General features: G+C 63.3%; 22 protein-coding genes and 1 tRNA gene. 8 read left to right on the top strand and 15 right to left on the bottom strand.

Going from position 1 to position 23043, the window contains the following annotated elements; genetic code table 11:
• Nucleotides 1-11: 11 nt before the first annotated feature.
• The 7 genes from R2823_09350 to boxC form a co-directional block, all read right to left on the bottom strand.
• Nucleotides 12-884, bottom strand: coding sequence for an alpha/beta hydrolase (locus tag R2823_09350; protein ID MEZ5176394.1), 873 nt, complete (start codon nt 882-884; stop codon nt 12-14).
• A 186-nt stretch (nt 885-1070) separates the two neighbouring features.
• Nucleotides 1071-1577 (bottom strand): DsrE/DsrF/DrsH-like family protein, encoded by a 507-nt coding sequence (locus R2823_09345; GenBank protein ID MEZ5176393.1) that lies wholly within the window; start codon nt 1575-1577, stop codon nt 1071-1073.
• The gene (locus R2823_09340; protein MEZ5176392.1) at nt 1577-1822 is read right to left on the bottom strand and encodes a sulfurtransferase TusA family protein; all 246 of its coding nucleotides are present in this window, start codon (nt 1820-1822) and stop codon (nt 1577-1579) included. Before R2823_09340 ends, R2823_09345 begins: the two co-directional genes overlap by 1 nt.
• A gap of 28 nt (nt 1823-1850) precedes the next feature.
• Entirely contained in the window at nt 1851-2840 is a 990-nt protein-coding gene (locus R2823_09335; protein MEZ5176391.1) for a cysteine synthase family protein, read from the bottom strand.
• A gap of 219 nt (nt 2841-3059) precedes the next feature.
• Nucleotides 3060-3857: an alpha/beta hydrolase gene (locus tag R2823_09330; protein MEZ5176390.1), complete on the bottom strand. Its 798-nt coding sequence runs from the start codon at nt 3855-3857 to the stop codon at nt 3060-3062.
• 10 nt (nt 3858-3867) lie between these two features.
• On the bottom strand, nt 3868-5310 hold the full coding sequence (gene boxB, locus R2823_09325) for a benzoyl-CoA 2,3-epoxidase subunit BoxB (GenBank protein ID MEZ5176389.1): 1443 nt from the start codon (nt 5308-5310) through the stop codon (nt 3868-3870).
• A gap of 4 nt (nt 5311-5314) precedes the next feature.
• Entirely contained in the window at nt 5315-7015 is a 1701-nt protein-coding gene (gene boxC, locus R2823_09320; protein MEZ5176388.1) for a 2,3-epoxybenzoyl-CoA dihydrolase, read from the bottom strand.
• A gap of 93 nt (nt 7016-7108) precedes the next feature.
• Between boxC and R2823_09315 the strand changes: the two genes are divergently transcribed.
• Nucleotides 7109-8425, top strand: a complete 1317-nt coding sequence (locus tag R2823_09315) for an AMP-binding protein (GenBank protein ID MEZ5176387.1) — start codon at nt 7109-7111, stop codon at nt 8423-8425.
• A 16-nt stretch (nt 8426-8441) separates the two neighbouring features.
• Here R2823_09315 and R2823_09310 read toward each other — a convergent pair whose 3' ends face one another.
• The 8 genes from R2823_09310 to R2823_09275 form a co-directional block, all read right to left on the bottom strand.
• Nucleotides 8442-9260, bottom strand: a complete 819-nt coding sequence (locus R2823_09310) for a universal stress protein (protein ID MEZ5176386.1) — start codon at nt 9258-9260, stop codon at nt 8442-8444.
• A gap of 8 nt (nt 9261-9268) precedes the next feature.
• Nucleotides 9269-10291: a branched-chain amino acid ABC transporter permease gene (locus R2823_09305; protein ID MEZ5176385.1), complete on the bottom strand. Its 1023-nt coding sequence runs from the start codon at nt 10289-10291 to the stop codon at nt 9269-9271.
• On the bottom strand, nt 10288-11148 hold the full coding sequence (locus R2823_09300) for a branched-chain amino acid ABC transporter permease (protein MEZ5176384.1): 861 nt from the start codon (nt 11146-11148) through the stop codon (nt 10288-10290). The genes R2823_09305 and R2823_09300 overlap by 4 nt, the downstream gene beginning before the upstream one ends.
• Nucleotides 11145-11843, bottom strand: coding sequence for an ABC transporter ATP-binding protein (locus tag R2823_09295; protein MEZ5176383.1), 699 nt, complete (start codon nt 11841-11843; stop codon nt 11145-11147). Before R2823_09295 ends, R2823_09300 begins: the two co-directional genes overlap by 4 nt.
• Nucleotides 11836-12576: an ABC transporter ATP-binding protein gene (locus R2823_09290; GenBank protein MEZ5176382.1), complete on the bottom strand. Its 741-nt coding sequence runs from the start codon at nt 12574-12576 to the stop codon at nt 11836-11838. Before R2823_09290 ends, R2823_09295 begins: the two co-directional genes overlap by 8 nt.
• A gap of 7 nt (nt 12577-12583) precedes the next feature.
• The gene (locus tag R2823_09285; GenBank protein MEZ5176381.1) at nt 12584-13864 is read right to left on the bottom strand and encodes an ABC transporter substrate-binding protein; all 1281 of its coding nucleotides are present in this window, start codon (nt 13862-13864) and stop codon (nt 12584-12586) included.
• A 140-nt stretch (nt 13865-14004) separates the two neighbouring features.
• Complete coding sequence (locus R2823_09280; protein MEZ5176380.1) at nt 14005-15576, bottom strand: benzoate-CoA ligase family protein; 1572 nt, start codon at nt 15574-15576, stop codon at nt 14005-14007.
• Between the two features lie 168 nt (nt 15577-15744).
• Nucleotides 15745-15945: an SHOCT domain-containing protein gene (locus tag R2823_09275; protein MEZ5176379.1), complete on the bottom strand. Its 201-nt coding sequence runs from the start codon at nt 15943-15945 to the stop codon at nt 15745-15747.
• Nucleotides 15946-16323: 378 nt separating this feature from the next.
• Between R2823_09275 and R2823_09270 the strand changes: the two genes are divergently transcribed.
• The 7 genes from R2823_09270 to R2823_09240 all read left to right on the top strand — a co-directional run bounded on the left by R2823_09270 (nt 16324) and on the right by R2823_09240 (nt 23042).
• Nucleotides 16324-16396, top strand: a tRNA-Arg gene (locus R2823_09270).
• A 427-nt stretch (nt 16397-16823) separates the two neighbouring features.
• Entirely contained in the window at nt 16824-17051 is a 228-nt protein-coding gene (locus R2823_09265) for a hypothetical protein (GenBank protein MEZ5176378.1), read from the top strand.
• A 5-nt stretch (nt 17052-17056) separates the two neighbouring features.
• A complete protein-coding gene (locus R2823_09260; protein MEZ5176377.1) occupies nt 17057-17332 on the top strand; it encodes a hypothetical protein in 276 nt (91 codons plus the stop codon).
• Between the two features lie 639 nt (nt 17333-17971).
• Nucleotides 17972-18523, top strand: a complete 552-nt coding sequence (locus R2823_09255; GenBank protein ID MEZ5176376.1) for an isochorismatase family cysteine hydrolase — start codon at nt 17972-17974, stop codon at nt 18521-18523.
• Nucleotides 18524-18780: 257 nt separating this feature from the next.
• Nucleotides 18781-19824, top strand: a complete 1044-nt coding sequence (locus tag R2823_09250; GenBank protein ID MEZ5176375.1) for a DUF222 domain-containing protein — start codon at nt 18781-18783, stop codon at nt 19822-19824.
• Nucleotides 19825-19980: 156 nt separating this feature from the next.
• A complete protein-coding gene (locus tag R2823_09245) occupies nt 19981-20691 on the top strand; it encodes an ABC transporter ATP-binding protein (protein ID MEZ5176374.1) in 711 nt (236 codons plus the stop codon).
• On the top strand, nt 20688-23042 hold the full coding sequence (locus tag R2823_09240) for an ABC transporter permease (GenBank protein MEZ5176373.1): 2355 nt from the start codon (nt 20688-20690) through the stop codon (nt 23040-23042). Before R2823_09245 ends, R2823_09240 begins: the two co-directional genes overlap by 4 nt.
• Nucleotide 23043: the final 1 nt, after the last annotated feature.

Here is a 23043-nt window from a genome sequence, read left to right as displayed (position 1 = left end):
TGATCAGCGTATCACTCGTGGCCCCGCACCCGCCGATCGAGCCAATCGACGATGATGGCACTGGTCTCGACCGGTCGTTCCTGCTGGGTCCAGTGGCCACAGTCTTCGATGTGGGCGTATGCGACATCCTCAGCGAATGCCGCCATGCCTTCTGCCATGGCGGCGGGAAGCACGGGATCCCGATCCGTCGTGATCATGAGCGCTGGCTGTTGCAGGGCTGCTCCGGCCACATCGGCGAATAGCTCGTTGTTGCGGTCGATGTTGCGGTACGGGTTGAGCTGGCCCGAGAGGCCGGACGCGACGAAACTGTCCCGGTAGTACGCGAACTCCTCATCCGTGATGAAGCCCTCCCTGCCAGCAACCGCGGCCAGCAGGCTCTGAAGCCACTGGTCGGGAGCGGCGTTGAACCTCTTCTCGGTCACTCCGGGTTCGAGGAAGGTGAGCACATAGCCGAGCCGGTCCTTGAACTTGTCGCGGATCACCGAGGTGGGTGGGAACCCGGGGGCGTGGCCGAGGTACGGCACATTGAGGCTCACGACATGGGACACTCGATCGGGGTATCGCAACGCTGCCGCGAAAGCAATGATGCTCCCCCAGTCGTGACCGACAAACACGGCGTGATCGATCCCGCACCGATCGAGGATCCCGATCGCATCACCGACCTGATTGTCAAGGGCGTAGGCCTCGACATCGGATGGCCCCGACGACTCACCGGTTCCACGCCGGTCATACGAGATCGCCCGATACCCGGCATCCGCGACAACAGGAGCGACATGGCGCCACGAGTAGGCGAGCTCCGGAAAGCCGTGGATGAACAGGACGGGATAGCCGTCTCCACGGTCGTCAACCGCGAGCGTGACACCGTTGGTGTCAATGTGCCGCATAGGGTCCCTTCCGGAGGGGTCTTCCCCCCGCGCCGTTCCGCGGGTACAGCGGCGTCGGAGGTCTCGCTATCGAGCTTACCGACCCTTCAGCCCGCCAGCGATAACCCACCCAGCACCAACCCGCAAGCGACAAACCGCGAACGCTGCGCGAACACGCGCGATCCCCGATCGCTGACCGCCGGAATCTCAGACGAAGAGCTGCACATCCGCATCGGCGGCGAAGTCCAGGAATGCCGCAGCACCGGCGATGTCGCAGCCTTCGATCAGGTCATTCTCTTCGATGCCCATGACCCCCATCGTCGTCGAACAGGCAAAGAACCGGACCCCGAGTGACCGACACATGTCGACGAACTCGGGAACTTCTGGCATCGCTGCGTTCTTCATCCACGACCGCATCATCTTGGTCGCTGCCGCCGTCGCACCCGGGATCGCCCCGACGAGATTGGGGACCCGAACCGGGCCGGAGGGGTTGGCGAGCGAGGCAACCTTCAGCTTCTCGAACCGTTCCTTGTGGAGGATGTCGAGCCCGTAGAAGGTGAAGTAGATCCCGGCTTCCCAGCCAAGACTCGCAGCGGTCGAGGCGAGGATCAGCGGCGGATAGGCCTGGTCGAGGGTCCCCTTGGACGCAACGAGTGCGAGCCGTCGTTGCCTCGACCCGACGGCTTCGGCTGCGGCGGAAGGATCAGCAACCATCACCCGCCACCTTTCCGAATGACGAACACCTGGGTGGCCCCATTGTCCTTCGTGTCGACGAGGGTGTCACCGCGTTGCCTCGCCATTGCCGGAATGTCCTCGAGTGCCCCAGGGTCGGTGGTGGTCAGCTCGAGCAGCGACCCTGACGCCATCGCATTCAGGGCGAGACCAGCCTTGTAGACCGGAAGGGGACACAGCAGCCCCGAGCAGTCGAGCCGCTCATCGATCCTTGTCGCATCGGTCATCGTGGTGCTCCTCTCATGTGGTGCCTCTTCATGCGGTCGGCTGGCCCTCGTCGCCGAGGATGTCGGCGAAGTAGCTCGCGTACTTCTGTCCGCTGTCGGGGGACACCCCAACGGCAACCCCCGGTCGATCGGCCGCGATCAGGCTCGCCGCGTGAACAATGGCGCCCGTGGACGGACCGACCATCAGCCCCTCCTCCCGAAACAGGCGCTTCGTCATCGCGTACGCAGCTTCGTCATCGACATCGATGACCGTGTCGATCACGGAGCGGTCGAGAATGGACGGCTCGTTTGCTTCAGCGAAGCTCTTGAGGCCCGGGAGTCGATGGCCCTTCTGAGGTTCGATGGCGACGACCTCGATCGTGGGATCCTGCTCCTTGAGGTAGCGCCCGATCCCGGTGATCGTCCCACAGGTCCCGAAGCCGGCGAGGAAAGTACGGATCCTGCCTTCGGTCTGGTTCCATATCTCGGGACCGGTCGTCTCGTAATGCGCCAAGACATTGGCCTCGTTGTTGTATTGGTCAACAAGCACATATCGGTTGCCGTCGTCACTCTCGGCAAGAGATCGGGCAAGGGCAATCGCGCCGTCCTTGGGGTGATCCACGGGACACATGTCGTCTGGTGTCGGCCAGACCTCGGCACCGAGCATCCGCAGCAACACCTTCTTCTCGTCGGGTACACCGTCGGGAATCGTCACGGTGAGCCGCCGTCCCGTCAACGCCGCGATCGCCGCGAGGGCAATCGCCGTGTTACCGGACGACGCTTCCACGAGCTCCTTGCCATCGAGGATCCCACTGGATTCGAGCCGGTCGAGCATATAAGCGGCGGGCCGGTCCTTGATCGACCCGAACGGGTTCATCCACTCCAGCTTGAGGAACAAGTCGGTGCTGTCGTTCGCCAAGATGTGGTTCACCCGAACCAGCGGCGTCGGGTTGTCGGGACCCGGCAACAGGTCACGGATGTCGCCGTACCGACGCACCGCCGTGTCGGTGCCGATGCTCGGTGCTGTTGTGGTCGTCATTGGTGGCTCCTCGAATGTGAAAGACCCGCATCGGCTGATGCGGGTCATGGCATGGGGTTGGTTTTGGTGATGATGAACCGCTACACGCCTCCCGCGTTCGGACAAGCGCAACAGCAGGCGCAGCAAGCGAACAGATTCATCATGGTGGACATTCTACGACACCGCGGGAGCCATCGCGACGATTGGTCCGTTCACACGGAAACCCACCAGCGGAGCCCGTCACTCGTCGAGACGACCACGCAGCAGATTGATGAAGTCCACCGTTGCTTGGACCGTCTCGTCTGGGCGGTCGAGGTGCGGGGAATGCCGGCACGAGTCCAAGATGAGCTGGTCGACCTCGCCGCTCACTTGGGAGGCAACGGCCTCGACCTGGGCGAGGGTGCCGTATTGGTCGTCGACCCCTTGGATCACGAGTACCGGGCAGGCGATGGATGAAAGGCACGATTCGATGTTCCATGGCACGAACTGTGGATCGTTCCACACATTGGCCCACGCGTTGAGGGTGGCGACCGGATCACGGTGGTACTTGGCCATCCGCTGTGCGAGGTCCGTGTCGTGGAACCGTGCGGTGAAGCCAGCAATCTCGGCGAGCCCCATCGGTTCGGTGAACACATGCGGCGCAAGCAGCACAAGGCCAGCAACAGGATGCTCCGACGCGTGCAGCAGCGCGATCGACGCGCCGTCCGAGTGGCCGATCAGGATCGGATCGACCACCCCGACCGCCTCGAGTAGTTCGGGAAGCACCACAAGACCTTCGTGGTGCATGAAATCGAGCGGTCGCGGCTCGCGCTGGACATCGGACCATCCGTGTCCGTAGCGACTGTACACGACCGCCCGCTCACCGACCCTGTCCACGACATCGGCGGGAAACGACCGCCACAAGTCGACCGACCCGAGGCCCTCGTGGAGGAAGACCACAGACGGAGATCCATCGCCCTCCCCGACGATGCGAAGATCGAGCAGGTGCCCATCAATCCGGACCAGGTCGCTGCCACGGTCGGTCACCCCCGCATCCATCCCGGACACCTCAGGGGAGCTTCACATAGAGGAAGTCCTCTGGCATGTTCTGGATGCCCCGCGACGGCGGTGTGATCCACGAAGCGAACTCGGCAGGTTCGAACTGGGGTTGCATCAGGCTCTCGATGTGGGCGCGGTCGTCGCTCGTCGGCAGCCACCCGTCGCGCTGAGCGGCCCATTCCGGTGGAGTGAGCAGCTTCCCGTCCGGGGACACATCGATGTCGGCGAACTCGCCGACGGAACGGTTGAACGCGACATGGGGCAGCCTGAGCTCGAAGTCGATCCCGGCACCTGCGATCACCCGATTCCATCGGGTCACCCCGCCCTGGCAGTCGTCGATGAAGTCATCGCGCAGCCTCGCGTTGAGTGCGGTGAGGGCAGGCACATCCACCGGCCGGAGCCGTCCGTCGACGAGCTTCATCACCGGGTACTTGTCCGTGGTGAGTCGGTGGTCATCGTCGAGGCTCGACTCGTGGTAGCGGCCCTTGATGCCCGCATTGAAGAAATTCGCCGCGTTCGTCGATTCCTCGGACCCGAACAGATCGAGGGTGAGGGAGAAATGTAGGTTCATCTTGCGCTGGATCGCGGGAAGGTCGATCACGCCGAGTGCCCGCACCGCCTCGACATCGTACGGGTCATCCACGCCGGCAGCATCCATCGCGGCGACTGTCGCTTCGACGATCCGCTTGACACCGGTGTATCCGACGAACATGTGATGGGCTTCTTCGGCGAGCATGAACCGACAGGTCCGCGAGAGGGGGTCGAAACCCGACTGGGCGAGTGCTTCGAGCTGCATCTTGCCGTCACGGTCCGTGAAGTAGGTGAACATGAAGAAGGACAGCCAGTCTGGGGTCTCCTCGTTGAACGCTCCAAGCATGCGGGGGCGTTCGTCGCTCCCGGATTGGCGGGCGAGGAGATCGTGGGCCTCCTCGCGGCCTGCCTTGCCGAAGTACTTCTGGAGGAGATAGACCATTGCCCACAGGTGGCGGCCCTCCTCCACATTGACCTGGAACAGGTTGCGAAGGTCGTAGAGCGACGGGGCCGTCTCGCCGAGGAAACGCTGCTGTTCAACCGAGGCCGGTTCGGTGTCGCCCTGGATCACGATCAGGCGTCGCAGCATCGATCGGTACTCACCGGGCACCTCCTGCCAGGCAGGTTCGCCGAGGTGGGCGCCGCAAGGAATCGTGCGGCCTTCGACCGCTGGGGCAAGCAAGATGCCCCACCGGTATTCGGGCATCTTCACATAGTCGAACTTGGCCCACCCGTCGTTTTCGACCGAGATCGCCGTGCGAAGGTACACATCGGCCATCTGGAATCCTTCGGGACCCATCGTCATCCACCAGTCGATGTAGCCGGGATGCCACGCCTCGAGGGCACGCCGCAGCTTCTCATCCTGAGCCAAACCGACATTGTTCGGAATCAACGCGTCGTAGTCCACCTTGTCCAAGGTCATGGTCCTACACCCTCTTTCTGTCGTAGTCAGGTCGCAGACCGGTCCCGTAGCGGCCGAGCGCTCCGGTCTCACCGGAGGCGTTCGGACGCTGGAACACCCAGTTCTGCCATGCGGTCAGGCGACCGAAGATCTTCGTTTCGAGGGTTTCTGGGCCCGGGAAGCGGAGGTTGGCTTCCATCGCCGTGAGGCCGTCGGGGCTGAACGAGTTTCGCTCCTCGAGGATCAGGCGCAGCTCATCGTCCCAGTCGATGTCGTCGAAGATCTCGGTCACCAACCCTGCATCCATCGCCCCCTTCGCGTCGAGGGACTTGCCGATCACGGCCTCGGCGCGGCGGCGCCCGTCGTCATCGCCCCAGAACCGTGTCGCGATCCGCGTCAGGCCGTTCGACATCGGAAGGGCCCCTGCGCTCGATCGGGTTGCAGCAACGACGGCGACGCCGTCATCACCTTGGCGCTCACCGAGGAACATGTATGCCCTGTCCGCGGCGAGGGCGATCTCGAACAGCATCCCGGCGAAACACGAGCCGGGCTCGATGAGCGCAACGATCGACCGTGACGACAGATCGAGACGCTTGAGGATCCGGCGCCAATACAGCAACACCTCGTTGACGAACCAGTGCTCCGCGTGCTCGTGGAGGAAGGCATCGTGACCAAGCACCGCCTCAAGCGATCCCTCAGTTCGGAAGATCCATGTCCCGATCTCGAGTTCGTTGACACGCATGTGGAGGATGGCGTCGTCGAGTTCCCTTGCCGCACGGAGTCCCCACCAGGCCGAACCTGCCTGAACGGCCGCTTCCGGGTCGACGGGTGGGTCGTCGGTGGGCCCTGCGATCACGAACTCGGCGGATCTCGCTGCGCGGTCGATCCTCACCGAGACGGTGGAATACGCAACGCTGTCATCGGCGATGGTCCTGTCGAGGGGGAGGAGCTCGACGCCGGGGGTATCGACCGGTCTTGGGCTTGCGGCCGCGAATTCGGCTGCGCGTTCGCGGACGGTCTCTTCGAATGCCGATCCGGGGACGAGTTCGTCGATCAGCTTCCACTCGACAGCCTTGTCACCCTTGATCCCCTCTTCGACGGTGCAGAACACATCGGCGCGGTCGCGGCGCACGAACCGCTTGTCGACGAGCCGGGTGAGTCCGCCGGTTCCGGGCAGGACGGCGAGGAGCGGCACTTCCGGAAGCGCAACTGCGGCACTCCCGTCGTCGATCAGCATGATGTGGTCGGTGGCAAGCGCCAGTTCGTAGCCGCCACCGGCCGCGGTCCCGTTGATGGCCGAGAGGTAGCGCTGGCCGGAGGACGCGGACGCTTCCTCGATGCTGTTGCGGGTCTCGTTCGTGAACTTGCAGAAGTTCACCTTCAAGGGGTGGGGGGCGCCTGCGAGCATCGGAATGTTGGCGCCCGCGCAGAACACCCGATCCATCACCGAGCCGATAACGACGGCGCCGACCTCGGGATGCTCGAAGCGAAGCCGCTGGACTGCGTCCGCGAGTTCAATGTCGACGCCGAGGTCGTATGAGTTGAGTTTGAGCTTGTAGTCACCGTGGAGGCCGGCGTCGGGATCCACATCCATATCGAGAAACGCCACGCGGTCCTCGATCCGGAGCCTCCAGTGTCGGTACTTGTCTGGGTGGGTTTGGAAGTCGATCACACCATCGAGCCTAATGCCGGTGCTCCATTCCGATTCGCGTTCGTGCCAACCCATGGAATCGGGACACGGCGAATCCAAGCACCGAAAGAGAAATGCGGGAAGCTACCGCATCCGAGGTGCAGCCGGTTTGCGTGCCGGGATGCGGTGATGCAGACTGACACGGTGGTGACCACCTTCTTCGACAGCCAGATCGAAACCCTGCCGGCCGACCGGATGCGGGATCTTCAGGAGACCAAGCTCGCCGCGGTCATCGACGCCGTCTACGGGGCAAACGCCTTTGTCACCGCCAAACTCGAAGCCGCAGGCGCCGACCCGCACGACATCCGGACCCTCGAGGACCTGGCCGGGCTTCCGTTCACGACGAAAGCCGAGCTGCTCACCGCGCAGGAAGATGGCGAACCGAGCACCAACTGCACCTTCCCTGAGACGGCCTACACCCGTGTCCATCAGACATCAGGGACGACCGGCACACCGCTGCGGGTCTACGACACGGCACAGAGCTGGGACTGGTGGGAGCATTGCTGGGGTTTCGTGCTGTCCGGGGCAGGGCTGACGGCAGCAGACCGGCTGTTCGTTCCGTTCTCGTTCGGTCCGTTCATCGGGTTCTGGGCCGCGGTGGGTGGGGCGAACAGGATCGGGGCCCTGATGATCCCGGGCGGCGGCCGAACATCACCGCAGCGTCTCGGGCTGATGGCCGACATGGGTGTCACCGCGATGACCTGCACACCGACCTACGCACTCCGCCTCGCCGAGGTTGCACGAGACGAGGGCTTCGACCTGACGCGAATCCCGATGCGCGTCACCGTGCACGCCGGGGAGCCCGGCGCGAATGTGCCGGAAACGAAACAGCGGATTCAGACGACTTGGGGTGCCAAGTGCTACGACCATGCCGGAGCGTCCGAGGTCGGGGCGCACAGCTTCGAGTGTGAGGCCCAACCTGGTGGCACCCACGCGATCGACAGTGAGTTCATCGTCGAAGTGATCGATCCGGCCACGGACCTGCCTGCCGACCCGGGGACGGAGGGTGAACTCGTCATCACCAACCTCGGGCGCATCGGGTTTCCCGTACTGCGGTACCGCACCGGCGACATGGTTCGGCTCGGCCTCGATCCGTGTCCATGCGGGCGGACCTTCACCCGCTTCGACGGCGGGGTGATCGGGCGGGCTGACGACATGTTCGTCGTGCGCGGTGTCAATGTCTTCCCTTCGGCCATCGAGGGAATCCTTCGACGGCACGACGCGGTCGAGGAATTCAGGGTCACCGTGGCGAACAAGCGACAGATGGCAGCCCTCGTCATCGAGATAGAATGCCGTGACGGCATGGACGAAGGCGGGACCTCCCGCGTTGTGCAGTCCGCGTTCGAGTCCTCGTTGGGTATGCGACCGGAAGTCGTGGTCGTGTCGCGCGGAACCCTGCCGCGGTTCGAGCTCAAAGCAAGGCGTTTCGTCGTCGACGAGCCCTGACGGCGGATGCGGGCGGCTACTCCTCGTCGGGCCGCCAGACGAACACGGCCCGTGGGGAGTCCGCAACAACGGCGGTAGCGACGCTGCCTCCGAAGATTCTGCGAAGTCCTGACCTTCCGTGTGTGGTCATGACCACCGTGCCGTCATCCCCTGCGAACTCAAGGATTGCCTCGGAAGCGTCGTCACGATGGAGCACTTCGAAATCGACCACCATCCCCGCCCGCTCCTCGAGGTCGCGGGCGAGCCTCGCCACATAGTTCGCCTCGACGACCGGCGTCGCAGCACCCCCGATGTCGGCGGCGAGGGCGGCTTCCGACCGCCGAGAGACCACCGTGACGACCCACAACGGAACCGATGCGGCGGCGGCGAGGTCTGCCGCGTACCCGAGGGCTGTCTCTGACATCTCCGATCCGTCCACCGGCGCGATGATTCGCCCCGTGGAGTTTCCTGTCCTCGGAAGGACGGAGGGCCCGACGAGAACGACGGGGCGCCGCACGGTACGAACAACCTCTTCGGCAATCGAGCCGATGCGGCCCTGATGGGGAAGGATGGAGGCCGAGGTCGCCATACACACGAGCTCGGTGTCGCCTGCCGTCCTGGCGATCGCGGCGGCCGGATCATCCGACTGCTCGACCGAGACCGCAACCGATTCGACCGATCCGTATCTCGCCGCGACATCTCGCAGCCACACCTCGCGGCCCGGATCGTCAGACACCGAGTAGAGCCGAACCGGAAGTTCCAGCCGACCCCCGATTCGCACTGCGATCGGGACGGCCCGAACGCTGGGTTCCCTCCCGTCCAGCGGAACAACGATACCGGTCGCGCTTTCGAGCATGCCCCCCATTATGCCTCCTTTCGCCCCCGCCGCAGTCGAGCGAGCCCAGCCCGCACCGCCCCGACGACACCTTGGGGTAACAACAGGAACAGGACGATGAGCAGGGTCCCTTCGACGATGAGTCGAAGCTGGCTGAAGGAGGCAAGGACCTCGCCGAGGTAGGTGAAGAAGGCCGACCCGACGACGGGGCCGAGCAGGGTTCCGATACCGCCGAACACGAGCATCACCAGCACCGGGACATCGACATGGACGAAGGTGAAGGTGGCGGGGCTGATGAAGCCCTCCACATGTGCCCACATCGCACCAGAGAGTCCGAGCATGGCACCGCCGATCGCCCCCGCGTAGATGCGGTACCTCGCCACATTCACCCCGGCGAGTTTGGCCGAGAGCTCATCGTCGCGGAGCGCCCGGAACGCCCATCCCATCTGCGATCGGTGGATGACCACGTACGCCACGAGGAATCCCACCATCAGGACGAGAAAGACATAGTACGGCGGGACCTGTCCCCGGAAGAAGGCGCCTTTCCCTGCGTCGACGACGATTCCGGTCTCGCCGCCCGTGAGTTCGCGTTGGCCGAGCAGCAGGTTGTCGAATGCGAGCGAGAAGGTCAGCGTGACGATACCCGTGAAGATGATCCCGAGCGATCGGCGCACGGCGATCCAGCTGAAGACCCCGCTGATCGCCATCGCTGCGAGTGCACCGAGCGTGATTGCGATGGGAAGCGGAACACCGAGACGCTCGGAAGTGATGGCCGATGTGTACGCACCAAGGCCTGCGAGGGCTCCGACGGCGAGGAAGAGCTGGTCGGTACTTCCGAAGATCAGGTTGAACGCGATGGCGTAGCAGGCAAACAGGAGGCCGCTCGTTGCGACCCCGATGAGGGTGCGGGAGTCACCGATCCACAGCGGAAGGAGGGACAGCAGCAGTGCCGTGACCGCGACAGCAACATACGGGGCGAACCCCGACGAGGATCCACCGAACGCCCGATACATCCGCTCCTTCCTCGATCCGCGCTCGGCTTGGTCGATCATGTCGGATGCTCCCCGAAGAGTCCGGAGGGACGCAGCAAGATGGTGAGCGCCGCAGCGAGCAGCAGCACGATGGTCGTGATGTACGAGCCGATGTAGAACGAGCTGAATGCGTTGACAACACCGAGGATGAGGCCCGCGAGGAACGCCCCTCTGATACTGCCGAGGCCACCGACGACCGTCACCAGCAGCGCGAGGATGGTGAGGTTGAATCCTTCCGTGACCGGCACCGGCGACGACATGGACCGGGTCACGGCGACGAGCCCCGCGATGGCGCCGCTGAGGGTGAAGATCAGCATGCGTACCGCTGCGGGGCTCACACCGCAGAGCCTCGCGCCGACCTCGTCCTGGATGACGGACCGGACCGATCGGCCGGTGGTTGTGCGCCTGAAAAAGACGAGGAGCCCGCCACCGGCGGCGATGGTGATGGCCGACGCAAGGAGGCTCCCTGTGCGCATCGGCACGCCGAGGATCGGGATCGCGTCGCCGCCGATGCTGAGGCTGAGCGCCTCGATCGGGAGTTGCCATTGCAGGTATCCGTTGATGATGAACGCGACGCCGATCGTCAGGAGGAGGCTCAGCAGGACGCGATCCTCGCCTTGCCGCCGGTAGACGGGGCGCATGATCGTCACATTGAGGAGCAGGCCGAGGCCGGCACCGGTGAGCAGGCCGAGCAGCACCGCAGGGCCGGCTGGGACGCCCCAGCGCATCGTGACGGAGATCATGATGGCCGACGCGACGGCCATCGGTCCATATGCGAGGTTGAGCACCCCTCCCATGCCGTAGACGATGGTGAGCCCGACTCCGAGGAGTCCGAACTGGAGTCCGAGCACGAGTCCGTCGAGGATGACCGCGGTCATGACACCCCCAGGTAGGCGCGCCGCACCGTCGGGTTGTCGTGGAGCTCGTCGGCGCTTCCCTCGAGCTGGATCACTCCGTTTTCGAGGACATATCCACGGTCGGCGATCTCGAGAACGAGGGGAACCTGCTGTTCGGCCACGAGGACCGAGATGCCGTGGTCACGAAGGCTCGCGATCGAACCGTATGCGTTGACGGCGAGGCTCGGTGCGATCCCGGTCGTCGGCTCGTCGAGGATGAGGAGGCGGGGTTTGGCCATGAGCGCCCTCGCAACGGCCAGCATCTGTTGCTCGCCTCCGCTCATCGTCCCTGCGGCCTGGCGTCGCCGCTCACCGAGCCGTGGAAAGAGCTCGAAGACGAGGGCCTGGCGTTCGGGATCTGGCCGCTGCGGATACGCACCGAGCGAAAGGTTGTCGTCGACCGTCATGCCGGGGAACAGGTGCCGCTCCGCTGGGACGAACGCCACGCCCGCGCGGGCGATCCGGTAGGCCGGTTTGTTCGCGATGGGGGCGCCGTCGTAGGTGATGGTCCCCGACATCACCCGTAGAAGGCCGCACACGGCACGCAGGAATGTCGACTTCCCTGCTCCGTTCGAGCCGATGATGGCAACGATCTCTCCGTCGTTGACATTGATCGTCACATCGTGCACGACCGGTTCCCGGTTGTAGCCTGACGAGACGGCGTTGACTTCAAGCATCTGGCAGCACCGTATCGCCGAGGTACGCCTTGACGACAGCGGGATCCCGCATGACGGTCTTGGGGTCGCCACTTGTGAGGAGTCGGCCGAAGTCGAGGACCGCAACACGCTCGGCGAGGCTCATGACAGCCTTCATGACATGCTCGACCCAGATGATGGTGATCCCGAACCGGTCCCGTGCGGTTCGGATCATCTCGATCGAAGCCTGTGTTTCGGTGTCGTTGAGGCCTGCCATGACTTCGTCGAGGAGAAGGAGCCTCGGCCCTCCTGCGAGTGCCCTCGCGAGATCGACATAGCGCTGTTCGTGGAGGTTGAGCTGGCCGATCGCGAGATCCGCCTTGTCCTCGAGGCCAACGAAGGCCAACATCGCGTCGGCCTGATCGCGGGCGTCGGCTTCGCTGGTGCGTTCGCTCGTGCCGAACATCGCGCCGACGAGCACATTCTCACGGACCGTGAGCGACGCAAAGATGCGGGGCGTCTGGAGCACCATGGCAATACCCGCGTGGCGAATGTCGTGGGTGGCCATCCTCGTGATGTCCACGCCGTCGAAGCGGATCATCCCGCCGGTCGCAGGGTGGATCCCGGTGATGGTCTTGAGCAAGGTGGACTTGCCCGCGCCGTTGGGCCCAACGATGGCGAGAATCTCGCCATCGTTGAACCCAAGGGTCACACCGTCAACGGCAGGCAGTCCACCGAAGCGTCTCTGTATGTTGTCGAGTTCGAGGACTGCCATCCACTGATTATGGAACGAACGGCTCGAGTGGCTCTGCCTTGATCAGCAGCTCCGGGTACCAGTCCGCACCCGGGCTCACGCCGTCAGGTGGCGTCATCTGCCGCATGACCGTGAAGGTCGGTTGCGCCGCAGCGAGCTCACCCCACTCCGTCCAACTCAGCGGATGCGAGTAGCCGGGGATGTCGAAGGTGTTGTCGTGGACATACTGGGCGATGGCCACAGGGTCGTCCCCGACGGCAGCGACCGCCTCGGCGATGATGTGCACGATGCCGAAGCCCGCGACGGCATCATCCTCCATGAAGGTGTTGTTCGACATGGCGAGGTAACGCCTCGCGAGATCCTGGTACTCCGGATCGTCGTAATCGACGCACGCGAAGTCGGCATACCGATCGATTGCCTGCTCACCGACCGCGTTGACGATCAGCGCGATCGGGTTCCACGAGCCGGTGACCGGAATGTTCATCCCGAAGTCGGCGGACTGCTTCGTGATCGAAACGCCTCCGGGCGGATGGCCCGTCGCCACGAGAACCTCGGCACCGAAGTCGCTCAGGCGGCGCAGGTAGGCAGAGAAGTCCTGCTCGGGAACCGGTGCAACCTCGATCTGGAGCTCGACACCTTCGGCGTCAGCGAACTCGGTTTCGAGTGCCGACTTGATGGCTTGGCCCCACGCGTAATCAGCCACGATCGCCCCGACCTTCGTGATGCCCTCGGCATCCACATACTGGCGGAGCGGTCCGGCAACCATCGGAGCTGCCACGAGGCAGGTCCGGAAGGTGTACCGGCTGTCGGTGGTCAGGATCGCGTCGGATCCGGCCTTGACGAGGAACAGCGGAACTTCGAGTTCTTCGGCAGTACGCGCCGTTGAGAGCCCCACATCGCTCGAGATGATCCCTCCAACCGCGACGACGCCGTCTTCGACCATTCGCTCGAAGCCGCTCACGCCTTCTTCCGGATTGGATTGGGTATCACGCTCGACCAGTTCCAGCATGCGGCCATTGACGCCGCCTGCAGCGTTGATCTCCGCAACGGCGAGCCGCATGCCGTCGACAACCGACACGCCCCACGGGGCGAAGGTCGCTGTCAACGATGTCAGCATGCCGATCTTGATCGGCTCGGTGTTCATCGGTTCGGTTGTCGTCGTGTCCGCGGGCGGAGCCGTCGTTGTTGTTGCGGCCTCTCCCTCGGTGGTTGTTGTCGTATCTGCTGTGTCGTCCGAGCTGCATGCGCTCATGATGAGCGTCAGCGCAAGGACGAGGCTCATCGGAATGAGCCATCTGCGCTTTCTCATTCTTTCTCCCCGATCATTGCCTATTCATTTGTCGAGAAGTACGTCATTGCCGGGTGGCGGGAGCGATCCTAATTCCTTAGCCGAGGGGTTAGCAAATTCCGAGGTGGCAGGATCTCCCATGGGTGGTTGAGCCGTTGGCATCAGTCGGTCCGGAGCTTGAATCGCTGGATCTTCCCGGTCGCGGTCTTGGGGAGTTCGTCGACGAACTCGATCCATCTCGGATACTTGTAGGGCGCAAGGCCGTCCTTGCACAGCGTTCGCAGCTCGCGTTCGAGGTCGGGTCCGGCGGCCGACCGGTCGGTCAGGACCACCATTGCGGCGGGCTTGACGAGGTCGGCATCGTCCGCCCTCCCGACGATGGCCGCTTCGAGGACGAGGGGATGTTCCATGAGTTTCGCTTCGATCTCGAATGGGGATGTCCAGATGCCGCCGACCTTCATCATGTCGTCGCTGCGCCCCTGGTACCAGAAGTAGCCGTCCTCGTCGCGAATGTAAGTGTCCCCGGTGTCGATCCAGTCGTCACCGAGCATCGTGGCGGCTGTCTTGGTCGGGTTGTTCCAGTATTCCTTCGCAACCGACGGACCACACATCAGCAACCGTCCTGAGGTCCCTGGCGGGACATCGTCGCCGGCTTCGTCGACGACCCGTGCCCGATAGCCGGGAACGGGACGCCCGGTTGCCCCGGGGCGAATGTCACCTTCGACATTGGAGATGAAGATGTGCAGCAGCTCGGTCGAACCGATGCCGTCGAGGATGTCGAGTCCCGTGCGCTGCTTCCAGCGGTTCAGGATGTCAGGCGGGAGGGCTTCACCTGCCGAAACGCACATTCGGATCGAAGATGTGTCAGGTGCGAGGTCGTCGAACCCCGCGAGCTGGGCCGCGTAGAGGGTCGGCACTCCGAAGTAGAGCGTCGGCTTGAAACGGCCGATCATGTCGAACACCGTTTCGGGCGTCGGTCGGCCGTCGTAGAGGACGGCGGTGCCGCCGACCCACAACGGGAAGGTCATCGCGTTGCCGAGGCCGTAGGCGAAGAACAGCTTCGCAGCCGAGAAGAAGATGTCGTCCTCGCGGGCACCGAGGGTGTCGACGCCGTAGAACTGCGAGGTGACAACCATGTCGCGGTGCCGGTGGACGGCTCCCTTCGGGTTCCCTGTCGACCCCGACGAGTACAGCCAGAAGCAGTCATCCATGGCGGTGGTGGCCGCTGGCTCGAGTTCGTCGGATGCCCCGGCGAGCAGCGAGTGGGCGGTGACACCGTCGCCGGTGGTTCGGAGCTGGTGGGCGGGCCCCGGATCGACGGCAGCGAGGGCGGGGACGACTTCCTCGTCGTATTCGGGCGACCAGACGAGGGCGGCGGCACCCGAGTCCTCGAGCACGAACGCGTAGTCCTTTGACCGCAACAGCGTGTTGAGGGGAACAGGGACGAACCCGGCCTTGATTGCGCCCCAGAAGATGGAGTAGAAGATCGGATCGTCCTTGACGATCATCAGGACTCGGTCCCCCGGCACCAGTCCGAGGCCGGCAAGGGCGTTCCCTGCACGATTGACCTGTTCGGCAAGTTCGGCATAGGTGACTTCGTGTCCGTTGTTCGTCCGGATCGCAACCTTCGAGCCGCGGCCCTCCGCCGTATGCCGGTCGATGAACGGCACGGCGACATTGAAGGTCGGAGCGAATGTCAGTTGTTCGGCGTCTGCGACGACGGTGTGATCCATCACCTCTGCGGCTCCTCTCAGTGGAGGACACAAGTCTCGCTGCGCCACGGTAGCAGAGCGCCCATGCGCACGACCTCGGATGGCCACTCAGCGTTGTGGGGCGGCCGTTGGGCCCCGAAAGCGCCTGTGGACAGGGCGCGCAGGGATTCTCGCACGAGAGACAAACCGCTATGTGCCGAGGATCTTCTTCTTCTCGGCTGCGAACTCTTCCTCGGTGAGGATCCCGTCGTCGAGCAGCTGCTTGGCTTCCTTCAGCTTCTCGTACGGGTCGGCCCCGACCTCGGCGGGCGCGGGCGCATCATCAGGTGTCGGCTCGTAGGAATCCGGCTCGGGCGAAGCTGCGTCCATCATGGATTCGCGGCGGTTCATCCGCCTCGTGGTCCGGCGTGCAGCGCGTCGGCCGGTCCGTCTTCCGCCTCGACTTCCGACCATATGCAGACTCCCTTCGTCACCACGACTCTACCGGAAGAGATCCCGGGATCACCCAGGTTCGGGCCCATCGGACAGCCTGGTCCGGTGCGGCGCGATCGGCCGAGTTGAGCGCAGGAGCGGAAGCAGGATGAGACAAGGCACTGCTCGACAAGGTGCGAGTAATGGCATCGACCACTTCACCGCCGAGGCGAGTATTCAACAACCCAAGCGCAGCAGTGCGGGCTGGCATGCTTCGACCACGCCCTCGTCATGGCCCCGATTGTGTGGCTTGGCGCGCCCTGCGCCGGCGGGAATCCGGGGTATTCTTGGCATTTGGCCCTCGTAGCTCAGGGGATAGAGCACCGGTTTCCTAAACCGGGTGTCCCAGGTTCGAATCCTGGCGGGGGCGCCGGGAATCCTGGAGACTTGTCATTCCACAGGGCCGATGAATGACGGAACAACATTGTTGGATTGGGTTCTGCGGATCGGCAATCTCGCAACTGTCCAATCCTTCATATGCCGAACTTTGGCGGGAGGGTCTCGAGCCAGGCCGGTATCCATCTTCAGGCTCTGAATCCGATTTGTGACAGACCGTCTCAAGTTGTGTGGCCTCGGATGAGTCGGTGTCGAGCCAGTGTACGTTCACGCTGATCCACCCTGTGAGTTCTGGGTATTGAGGTAGACAAAGCAAGTAGTCCGCCGCGCTGTAAGTCTCGTGATCATCATTGGCGCGGTCGTCAACACGGCAGCGAGTCGTTCACTAGGCCACCCTATTTCGCTAAGGATCAGCGACAAGTTACCTTGTAATCATGGGCGCGACAAGGTAACTTGTGTGAGTGAAGACGCCACGGATCGCACCGAGCGCATGTAGACACGGCGTCTCCGACGACACGATCATGCACGCTTTCAACAATCCGATCCGAGCCGAGGACCTCGATGAGGGTCTCACCATGCTCATCGGACCCGACCACGCTGGCAATCTCTACGAGATCGGTGTTGTGGACAGTGCCGATGGTGCCGTCATCGTCCATGCCATGGCCGCCCGACCCAAGTACCGGAGGTGACGCCGATGCCACGAACCGCCAAAGAGATCCTCGATCAAGCCGACGAACTCGCCGCGCGGTTCGAGGAACACGAGCCGGATGAAGCCAGAATCAAGGACGCCGCCTCGCTGCGAGGGGTCCGGCTGGCGTTCCAGGCTCGAGCCGACGCCGAGCGCCGGCTCGCTGACGCGGTCTCGGTGGCACGCGCCGATGGGCACTCTTGGGCAGCGATCGGCGCCATGGTGGGAACCTCGGGCGAGGCAGCGCGGCAGCGGTACGGCCAGCCCGCCTCCAAGACCTGAGCTGCCTTCAGTCCGGTATGTAGCGGTTGGCGATGAGCCAGTCGAAGATCTCGTGGCGGAGAAACATGGACTTGCGGCCGCCCGGTCTGCGATGCGCCGGGATGATCCCTCCCCTTACCCAGGCGCGGATGATCTGCTCGGTGGTGTGCAGTAGATCGGCGAGCTGTTTGGTGTGGTGGTGGGTTCTTCCTGATGTGAAAGACGCTTGTGGGGTGGGGGTCGTATGCGACGGTGACCCGTCACTTGCGTCAGCTGCGGGGTCCCCGATTCACGACGGGTCCGGGGCCGTCGATACCGATCGAGACTGCCCCGGGCGAGGAAGCCCAGGTGAACTGGTCGGACTGCATTGGGCGCGACGCTGGGGTGGGATCACGACTTGTGGTGTCTGGGCTGCATTCTGTGCTGGTCGCGGTGGCGCACATTAAGTTTCGCGTCGTCGATCGACCGGGAGCACACCTTCGAAGGGATGGGAAACGCGCTGCGATCCTACTTGTCTTGTTCAGGAAGACCATCTTGGGTGTCCCAGGTTCGAATCCTGGCGGGGTGCAAACAGGCCTCCCTGGTTTGAGCGATTTCCGGCACGGGATTCTCGTCGACAGGGGCATACTTCAAGTACAGAAGACTCATAGGAGGAGATTCATGAAGACCGCACTGGTGGTTCTTGACATGCTGAACGACTTTGTCGATGGGACGCTTGCCAATGAAGCCGCAAAGCCGATCATCGGCAACATCCATCAGCTTGCCGAGGCTGCACGGAACCGTGATGACTGGGTTGTCATCTATGCCAATGACGCGCACAAGGACAATGATTTTGAGTTCGCCGTATTCGGAGAGCACGCCCTCGCCGGTTCCACGGGGGCCGAAGTCGTCAGCGAACTGACCCCTGAGGCGGGGGATTTCGTCGTTCCAAAGCGGTTCTACTCGGCGTTCACCGAGACCGATCTCGATGCGACATGCCGCGTACACAACATCGGCAGTTTCGTGGTCGTTGGTCAGCACACCAACTGCTGTTGCCGGCATACCACCTACGACGCTTTCGCAAGGGGTATTGCAGTGGCAGTGGTCTCGGACGCAACATGCGTATTCGCCCCGATGGTTGGTGAGCGGTACGACGAGGTCCAAAGCGAATCGCTGGAGTACCTGTCCACCTTCTACAACTCCCGGGTACTTGAGACGAGCGAGCTGCTCTAACCCTGGGTCGGAACACGAGGCCTTGCCGTGATGGCAGCAGCGAGAGCGCTTTCGCTTTCGACTCTCGCGACTGAGCAGCCCCCTCCGACTTCTGACATCTGACATCTGACATCTGACATCTGAAGATCTGAAGATCTGACATATCCGGCTGATACGTTGTTGGTATGGCAAGTTTGTTTGCACCGTTTTCCGTTTCAGAGCTCGAGAAGCGCCTGGTTGTTCTTGAGGCTGAGATCTCTGAGCGTCGTGCTGAGCAGGTGACGATCGTCAACGAGTTGGCCAAGATCAACGCTCATCGCAGTGACGCGTCACGCACCCTTGGCGAGTGGGTTCAGTCACATCTTGATGTTTCAAGGACCACTGCAGCCGGATTGGTGTCCGCGGCTCGCAACAGTACCAAGTGTCGACGGATCGAACACCGGTTGGGATATGGCGGTGCGACGTTTGATCGGGTCGTTGAAATGCATCGCTTTGTTGAGGCCGGTGCCACCGAAGCCGAAGCGCTCGAAACGAGCAGACTCAATTTGGAAGATCTCCGCAAGATGCGTGTCCGTCGCCGCCGCATGACAGCCGCAGATGAACGCACAGAACACGCCGATCGTCATTTCACGATCCAGCCGTCCCTTGACGAGGGCGCATGGACGATCCATGGACGGTTGCCGGGATTGATGGGACGCATTGTCGACAAGGCCATTGCACAAAAAGCTGACGAACTCCGGCTCGTCCCCGGTGCCGAGCAATCCTCACGCAGTCAACGCCAAGCCGATGCGCTCGTGGCATTGATGCAGGACTCGCTCGGTGGTGATACCACAATCGTCGACAGTGCCATGTCTGGTCAGGTGACCGTGTTTGTTGATGCACGCACCAAGACAGTCGAATCCTGTGGCGGGTTCACCGCCGAGATCCCATTCGGGCCACGCGTCGGACCCGAAACCCTCGAAGCGCTGCTGTGCGGAGGCACGGTTCGTGTGATCGGCCTCGACACCCGAGGCAAGCCGGTGGCGACCACAGATTCCGCACGGGCGATCCCGAAAGCGACCCGTGACAGTGTTCTGTTCCGTGACGGAGGATGCACGATCGACGGATGCGGCAGCCGCTACCGTCTCGAGCCGCATCACATCATTCCACGGTCCGAACACGGCGCCCACGATCCGACGAACCTGACCACGCTGTGTTGGTATCACCACCACATAGCCATCCACACCAACGGCTACATCATCGACCCGGACACGGCACCAAATCGAAGACGGCTCGTCAACCCCAAACGGAAAAAGCGGGCTCCACCGTTGGACGACTGGTGACGCCGAGCTGTTTTCCGTCGACGGGGAGCTTGGGGCGCAGAATCAGGACATGAGGAACAATGTTGAGGAACCGGCCGTCAGTGGCCGTCGGTTGCACCGGTTGTGAGGAGGCGCGATAGTCACTTGGTTCGAATGCTCCCGCGACAAGGACCTGACATGACGGCAGCCATCCAGACCAACGACCTGTCGAAGATCTACGGCACGGGGGGGACGGCAGTCCACGCACTGCGGGATGTGACCGTTGAGGTGCCGAAGGGTGAGTTTGTCGTACTTCTCGGGACCTCTGGATCCGGCAAGACAACCTTCCTCAATCAGGTCGGTGCACTCGAATCCCCGACCTCCGGGACGGTCATCGCCGACGGCATCGATCTCGCTGATCTCGACGACGACGGCCAAACCGACTACCGGCTGAACTCGGTCGGATTCATCTTCCAGTTCTACAACCTTGTTCCCACCTTGACCGCGCTCGAGAATGTCGCCCTGATCGCCGAGCTGATCGGTGACGATGCCGAGGAACGCTCTCGACAGGTACTCGACAATGTCGGGCTCGGCGACCGGGTCGACAGCTTCCCCGGTCAGCTGTCGGGAGGCCAACAGCAGCGCGTGTCGATCGCCCGCGGCCTCGTCAAGAACCCTGCCTTGCTCCTCGCAGACGAACCGACCGGGGCTCTCGATGTGGAAACGGGCGTCCAGATCCTCAGTCTCCTGCGCGAGAGCGTCACCGACGGTCAGCGGTCGGTACTGACGGTGACGCACAACACCGACATCGCTCGGATCGCCCATCGGGTGATCGAGCTACGGGACGGAGAGGTTGTCGATGTCACGACGAACGACGATCCGGCCGATCCGGCAGGTGTCACCTGGTGAGCCTGCTCAACACCAAACGCAAGCGCGATATCCGACGACAGCGGGGCCAGTTCATAGCCGTCGCGGTCACGATCGGCCTCGGGGTCATGCTCTTCGCGGCGAGCTACGACGCGTACCGAAACCTCGACGGGTCATACAACGCCACCTACGACCGTCTGGCATTCGCCGACATCACGGTCATCGGTGTCGATGCCGACTTCGTCGACATTGCACTCACGATTGAGGGGGTCGACAGGGCCGAAGCTCGGATCCAAGCCGATCTGCCGATGAGTGTCGACGAGGGGAGCAACTTCCTCGGGCGGGTCATCGCCTACCCGGCGGACGGCCAACCGCCGGTGAACAGGATCGATGTGACCGAAGGCACCTACCTCGATCCAGACGCACCGTCATCGGTTGTGATCGAAACCCACATGGCGGAGCAGTTCGACATCGGTCCGGGGGACACGGTCGAGATCTTCACCGGTTCCGGCTGGGTTGACGGAACCGTCGTCGGTGTTGCCGTCTCAGCGGAGTATCTGTGGCCTGCTCGGGACAACCAGGATCTGTTCCCGGCGCCTGGAACATTCGGAGTCGCCTTCGTCTCTGATGCACTTGTCGACGACATCCCGCAACAGGCGGCACGCAACGATGTTGTGATCACCTACAACGCGAACGCTGACCGCGAACACACGGACATGCTCGTCACCGACGCGGCCGGGGCGGCCGGAGCCGCCGATGTGATCTCCCGGGCCAATCATCCGTCCCACTCCACGCTGCTTCTCGATGTCAATGGCTTCCAGTCGCTTTCGATCATGTTCCCCGTGTTGTTCATGACCGCGGCGGGAATGGCGGCTTATGTGCTGCTGACCCGCATCGTGTTTGCCCAGCGGAGCGTGATCGGGACGCTGCGGGCATCAGGGATGGGCCGGCGAGGGATCCTGCGTCACTATCTCTCGTACGGGGTCCGGCTGGGCCTTGTTGCGGGGGTCGTTGGCCTGATCGTCGGCATGGCGTCCGCGTTCGCGATCACCGGCGTGTACACATCTGCGCTCGACATCCCTGACACGGTGCGCTCGTTTCACTGGGTGACTCCGATCATCGGGCTGGCCTTCGCGGTGGCCGCGGGCGCTCTCGGTGCTTGGGCGCCAGCGCGACGAGCGGTCGGGGTTGCTCCGGCCGAGGCGATGCGGGGTGCTGCTCCCGAAGGTCGTGGAAGACGAAGCGGGTTCGAGCGGGTCATCCCGCCGCTTCGCCATCTCCGCGTCCGGTGGCTGATGATCCTGCGCGGGCTGGGTCGGAACAAGCGTCGCAGCTCCGCCACGGTTCTCGGTGTCGTTCTCGGCCTGGTCCTCATCATGGTGTCGTGGGGCATGATCGACTCGATCACCATCCTCATGGACCGACAGTTCCAGGAGGTGTCGCTGCAAGACGCCGACATCGGCTTCGCCACAGCCGTCGGCTCGGGCTCTCTGGCTCCGATCGAAGCGATCGCTGGCGTCCAGAGCGCAGAGGTCGTGGCCCGAGTCAATGCCACGGTGGCATTTGGCGCGGACCGATTCGACACGGCTTTGCTCGGCTACCAGCAAGGGACGACGATGCACGGCTTTCCCGACGGAATTCCCGCAGAGGGTGTGCTCGCCGGCAACGGGTTGGCAAACCGGCTCGATGTCAAACCCGGCGACGAACTCCGCCTGTCCCTTCCTGAGCTCGATGTGGAGTTCACGGCCGAGCTGGTCGGGTTCCTCGACGAACCGGTCGGTACGGTGCTGTACATGGATCGGGATCGATTCGATCAGATCGTCGGTGCCGAAACGGCCTCCCATCCAACGGTTTCCGCCGCCCAAGCGAAGTTCGCCGACGGAGCAGACCGGAAGCGGATCATCGACGAGATCCGGGGCCTCGACGAAGTCGCCTTCGTGTCGGACTCAAGAACGCTCTACAACATCATCAACGACTTCCTCGGGTTCTTCTACGCCTTTGTCGGCTTCATGCTGGTCCTCGGCGGTGCGCTGGCGTTTGCGCTTATGTACAACGCGATCTCGGTGAATGTCGCCGAGCGATCGACGGAGTTCGCCACGATGCGAGCGAACGGACTCTCCCACCGCTCGGTTGCACGACTCATCGGGGTGGAGAACATCCTCCTGACCGTGCTCGGGATCATCCCGGGGATCGTCGCCGGCTACCTCATCGGATGGGTGTTCATGCAACAGTTCTCGGTCGATGCGTTCACCCTCGAGTTCGCCATGCGGCCGACGAGTGTCGTGATCAGCGCCTTGGCAATGATCGCCGCTGCCGGTCTCTCGTTGATTCCCGCAATTCGGAAGGTCCGCAGGATCGACCTCGGCGCGACGGTCCGCGAACGCGCCGTGTGAG

This window comes from Acidimicrobiia bacterium (assembly GCA_041393965.1).
Taxonomy (GTDB): Bacteria; Actinomycetota; Acidimicrobiia; order Spongiisociales; family UBA5794; genus UBA5794.
Note: the sequence above shows the minus strand (reverse complement) of the source record. Positions and strands in the feature narration are given on the sequence as shown.

What these genes read in the sequence shown, in the direction of transcription:
- R2823_09295 (MEZ5176383.1), bottom strand. Translation starts at nt 11,843, where the DNA reads ATGCTTGAAGTCAACGCCGTCTCGTCAGGCTACAACCGGGAACCGGTC.
- R2823_09350 (MEZ5176394.1), bottom strand. Translation starts at nt 884, where the DNA reads ATGCGGCACATTGACACCAACGGTGTCACGCTCGCGGTTGACGACCGT.
- R2823_09280 (MEZ5176380.1), bottom strand. Translation starts at nt 15,576, where the DNA reads ATGGATCACACCGTCGTCGCAGACGCCGAACAACTGACATTCGCTCCG.
- R2823_09335 (MEZ5176391.1), bottom strand. Translation starts at nt 2,840, where the DNA reads ATGACGACCACAACAGCACCGAGCATCGGCACCGACACGGCGGTGCGT.
- R2823_09300 (MEZ5176384.1), bottom strand. Translation starts at nt 11,148, where the DNA reads ATGACCGCGGTCATCCTCGACGGACTCGTGCTCGGACTCCAGTTCGGA.
- boxB (MEZ5176389.1), bottom strand. Translation starts at nt 5,310, where the DNA reads ATGACCTTGGACAAGGTGGACTACGACGCGTTGATTCCGAACAATGTC.
- R2823_09330 (MEZ5176390.1), bottom strand. Translation starts at nt 3,857, where the DNA reads ATGGATGCGGGGGTGACCGACCGTGGCAGCGACCTGGTCCGGATTGAT.
- R2823_09305 (MEZ5176385.1), bottom strand. Translation starts at nt 10,291, where the DNA reads ATGATCGACCAAGCCGAGCGCGGATCGAGGAAGGAGCGGATGTATCGG.
- R2823_09340 (MEZ5176392.1), bottom strand. Translation starts at nt 1,822, where the DNA reads ATGACCGATGCGACAAGGATCGATGAGCGGCTCGACTGCTCGGGGCTG.
- R2823_09310 (MEZ5176386.1), bottom strand. Translation starts at nt 9,260, where the DNA reads ATGCTCGAAAGCGCGACCGGTATCGTTGTTCCGCTGGACGGGAGGGAA.
- R2823_09285 (MEZ5176381.1), bottom strand. Translation starts at nt 13,864, where the DNA reads ATGAGAAAGCGCAGATGGCTCATTCCGATGAGCCTCGTCCTTGCGCTG.
- R2823_09345 (MEZ5176393.1), bottom strand. Translation starts at nt 1,577, where the DNA reads ATGGTTGCTGATCCTTCCGCCGCAGCCGAAGCCGTCGGGTCGAGGCAA.
- boxC (MEZ5176388.1), bottom strand. Translation starts at nt 7,015, where the DNA reads ATGGGTTGGCACGAACGCGAATCGGAATGGAGCACCGGCATTAGGCTC.
- R2823_09260 (MEZ5176377.1), top strand. Translation starts at nt 17,057, where the DNA reads ATGCCACGAACCGCCAAAGAGATCCTCGATCAAGCCGACGAACTCGCC.
- R2823_09275 (MEZ5176379.1), bottom strand. Translation starts at nt 15,945, where the DNA reads ATGAACCGCCGCGAATCCATGATGGACGCAGCTTCGCCCGAGCCGGAT.
- R2823_09255 (MEZ5176376.1), top strand. Translation starts at nt 17,972, where the DNA reads ATGAAGACCGCACTGGTGGTTCTTGACATGCTGAACGACTTTGTCGAT.
- R2823_09315 (MEZ5176387.1), top strand. Translation starts at nt 7,109, where the DNA reads ATGCAGACTGACACGGTGGTGACCACCTTCTTCGACAGCCAGATCGAA.
- R2823_09245 (MEZ5176374.1), top strand. Translation starts at nt 19,981, where the DNA reads ATGACGGCAGCCATCCAGACCAACGACCTGTCGAAGATCTACGGCACG.
- R2823_09290 (MEZ5176382.1), bottom strand. Translation starts at nt 12,576, where the DNA reads ATGGCAGTCCTCGAACTCGACAACATACAGAGACGCTTCGGTGGACTG.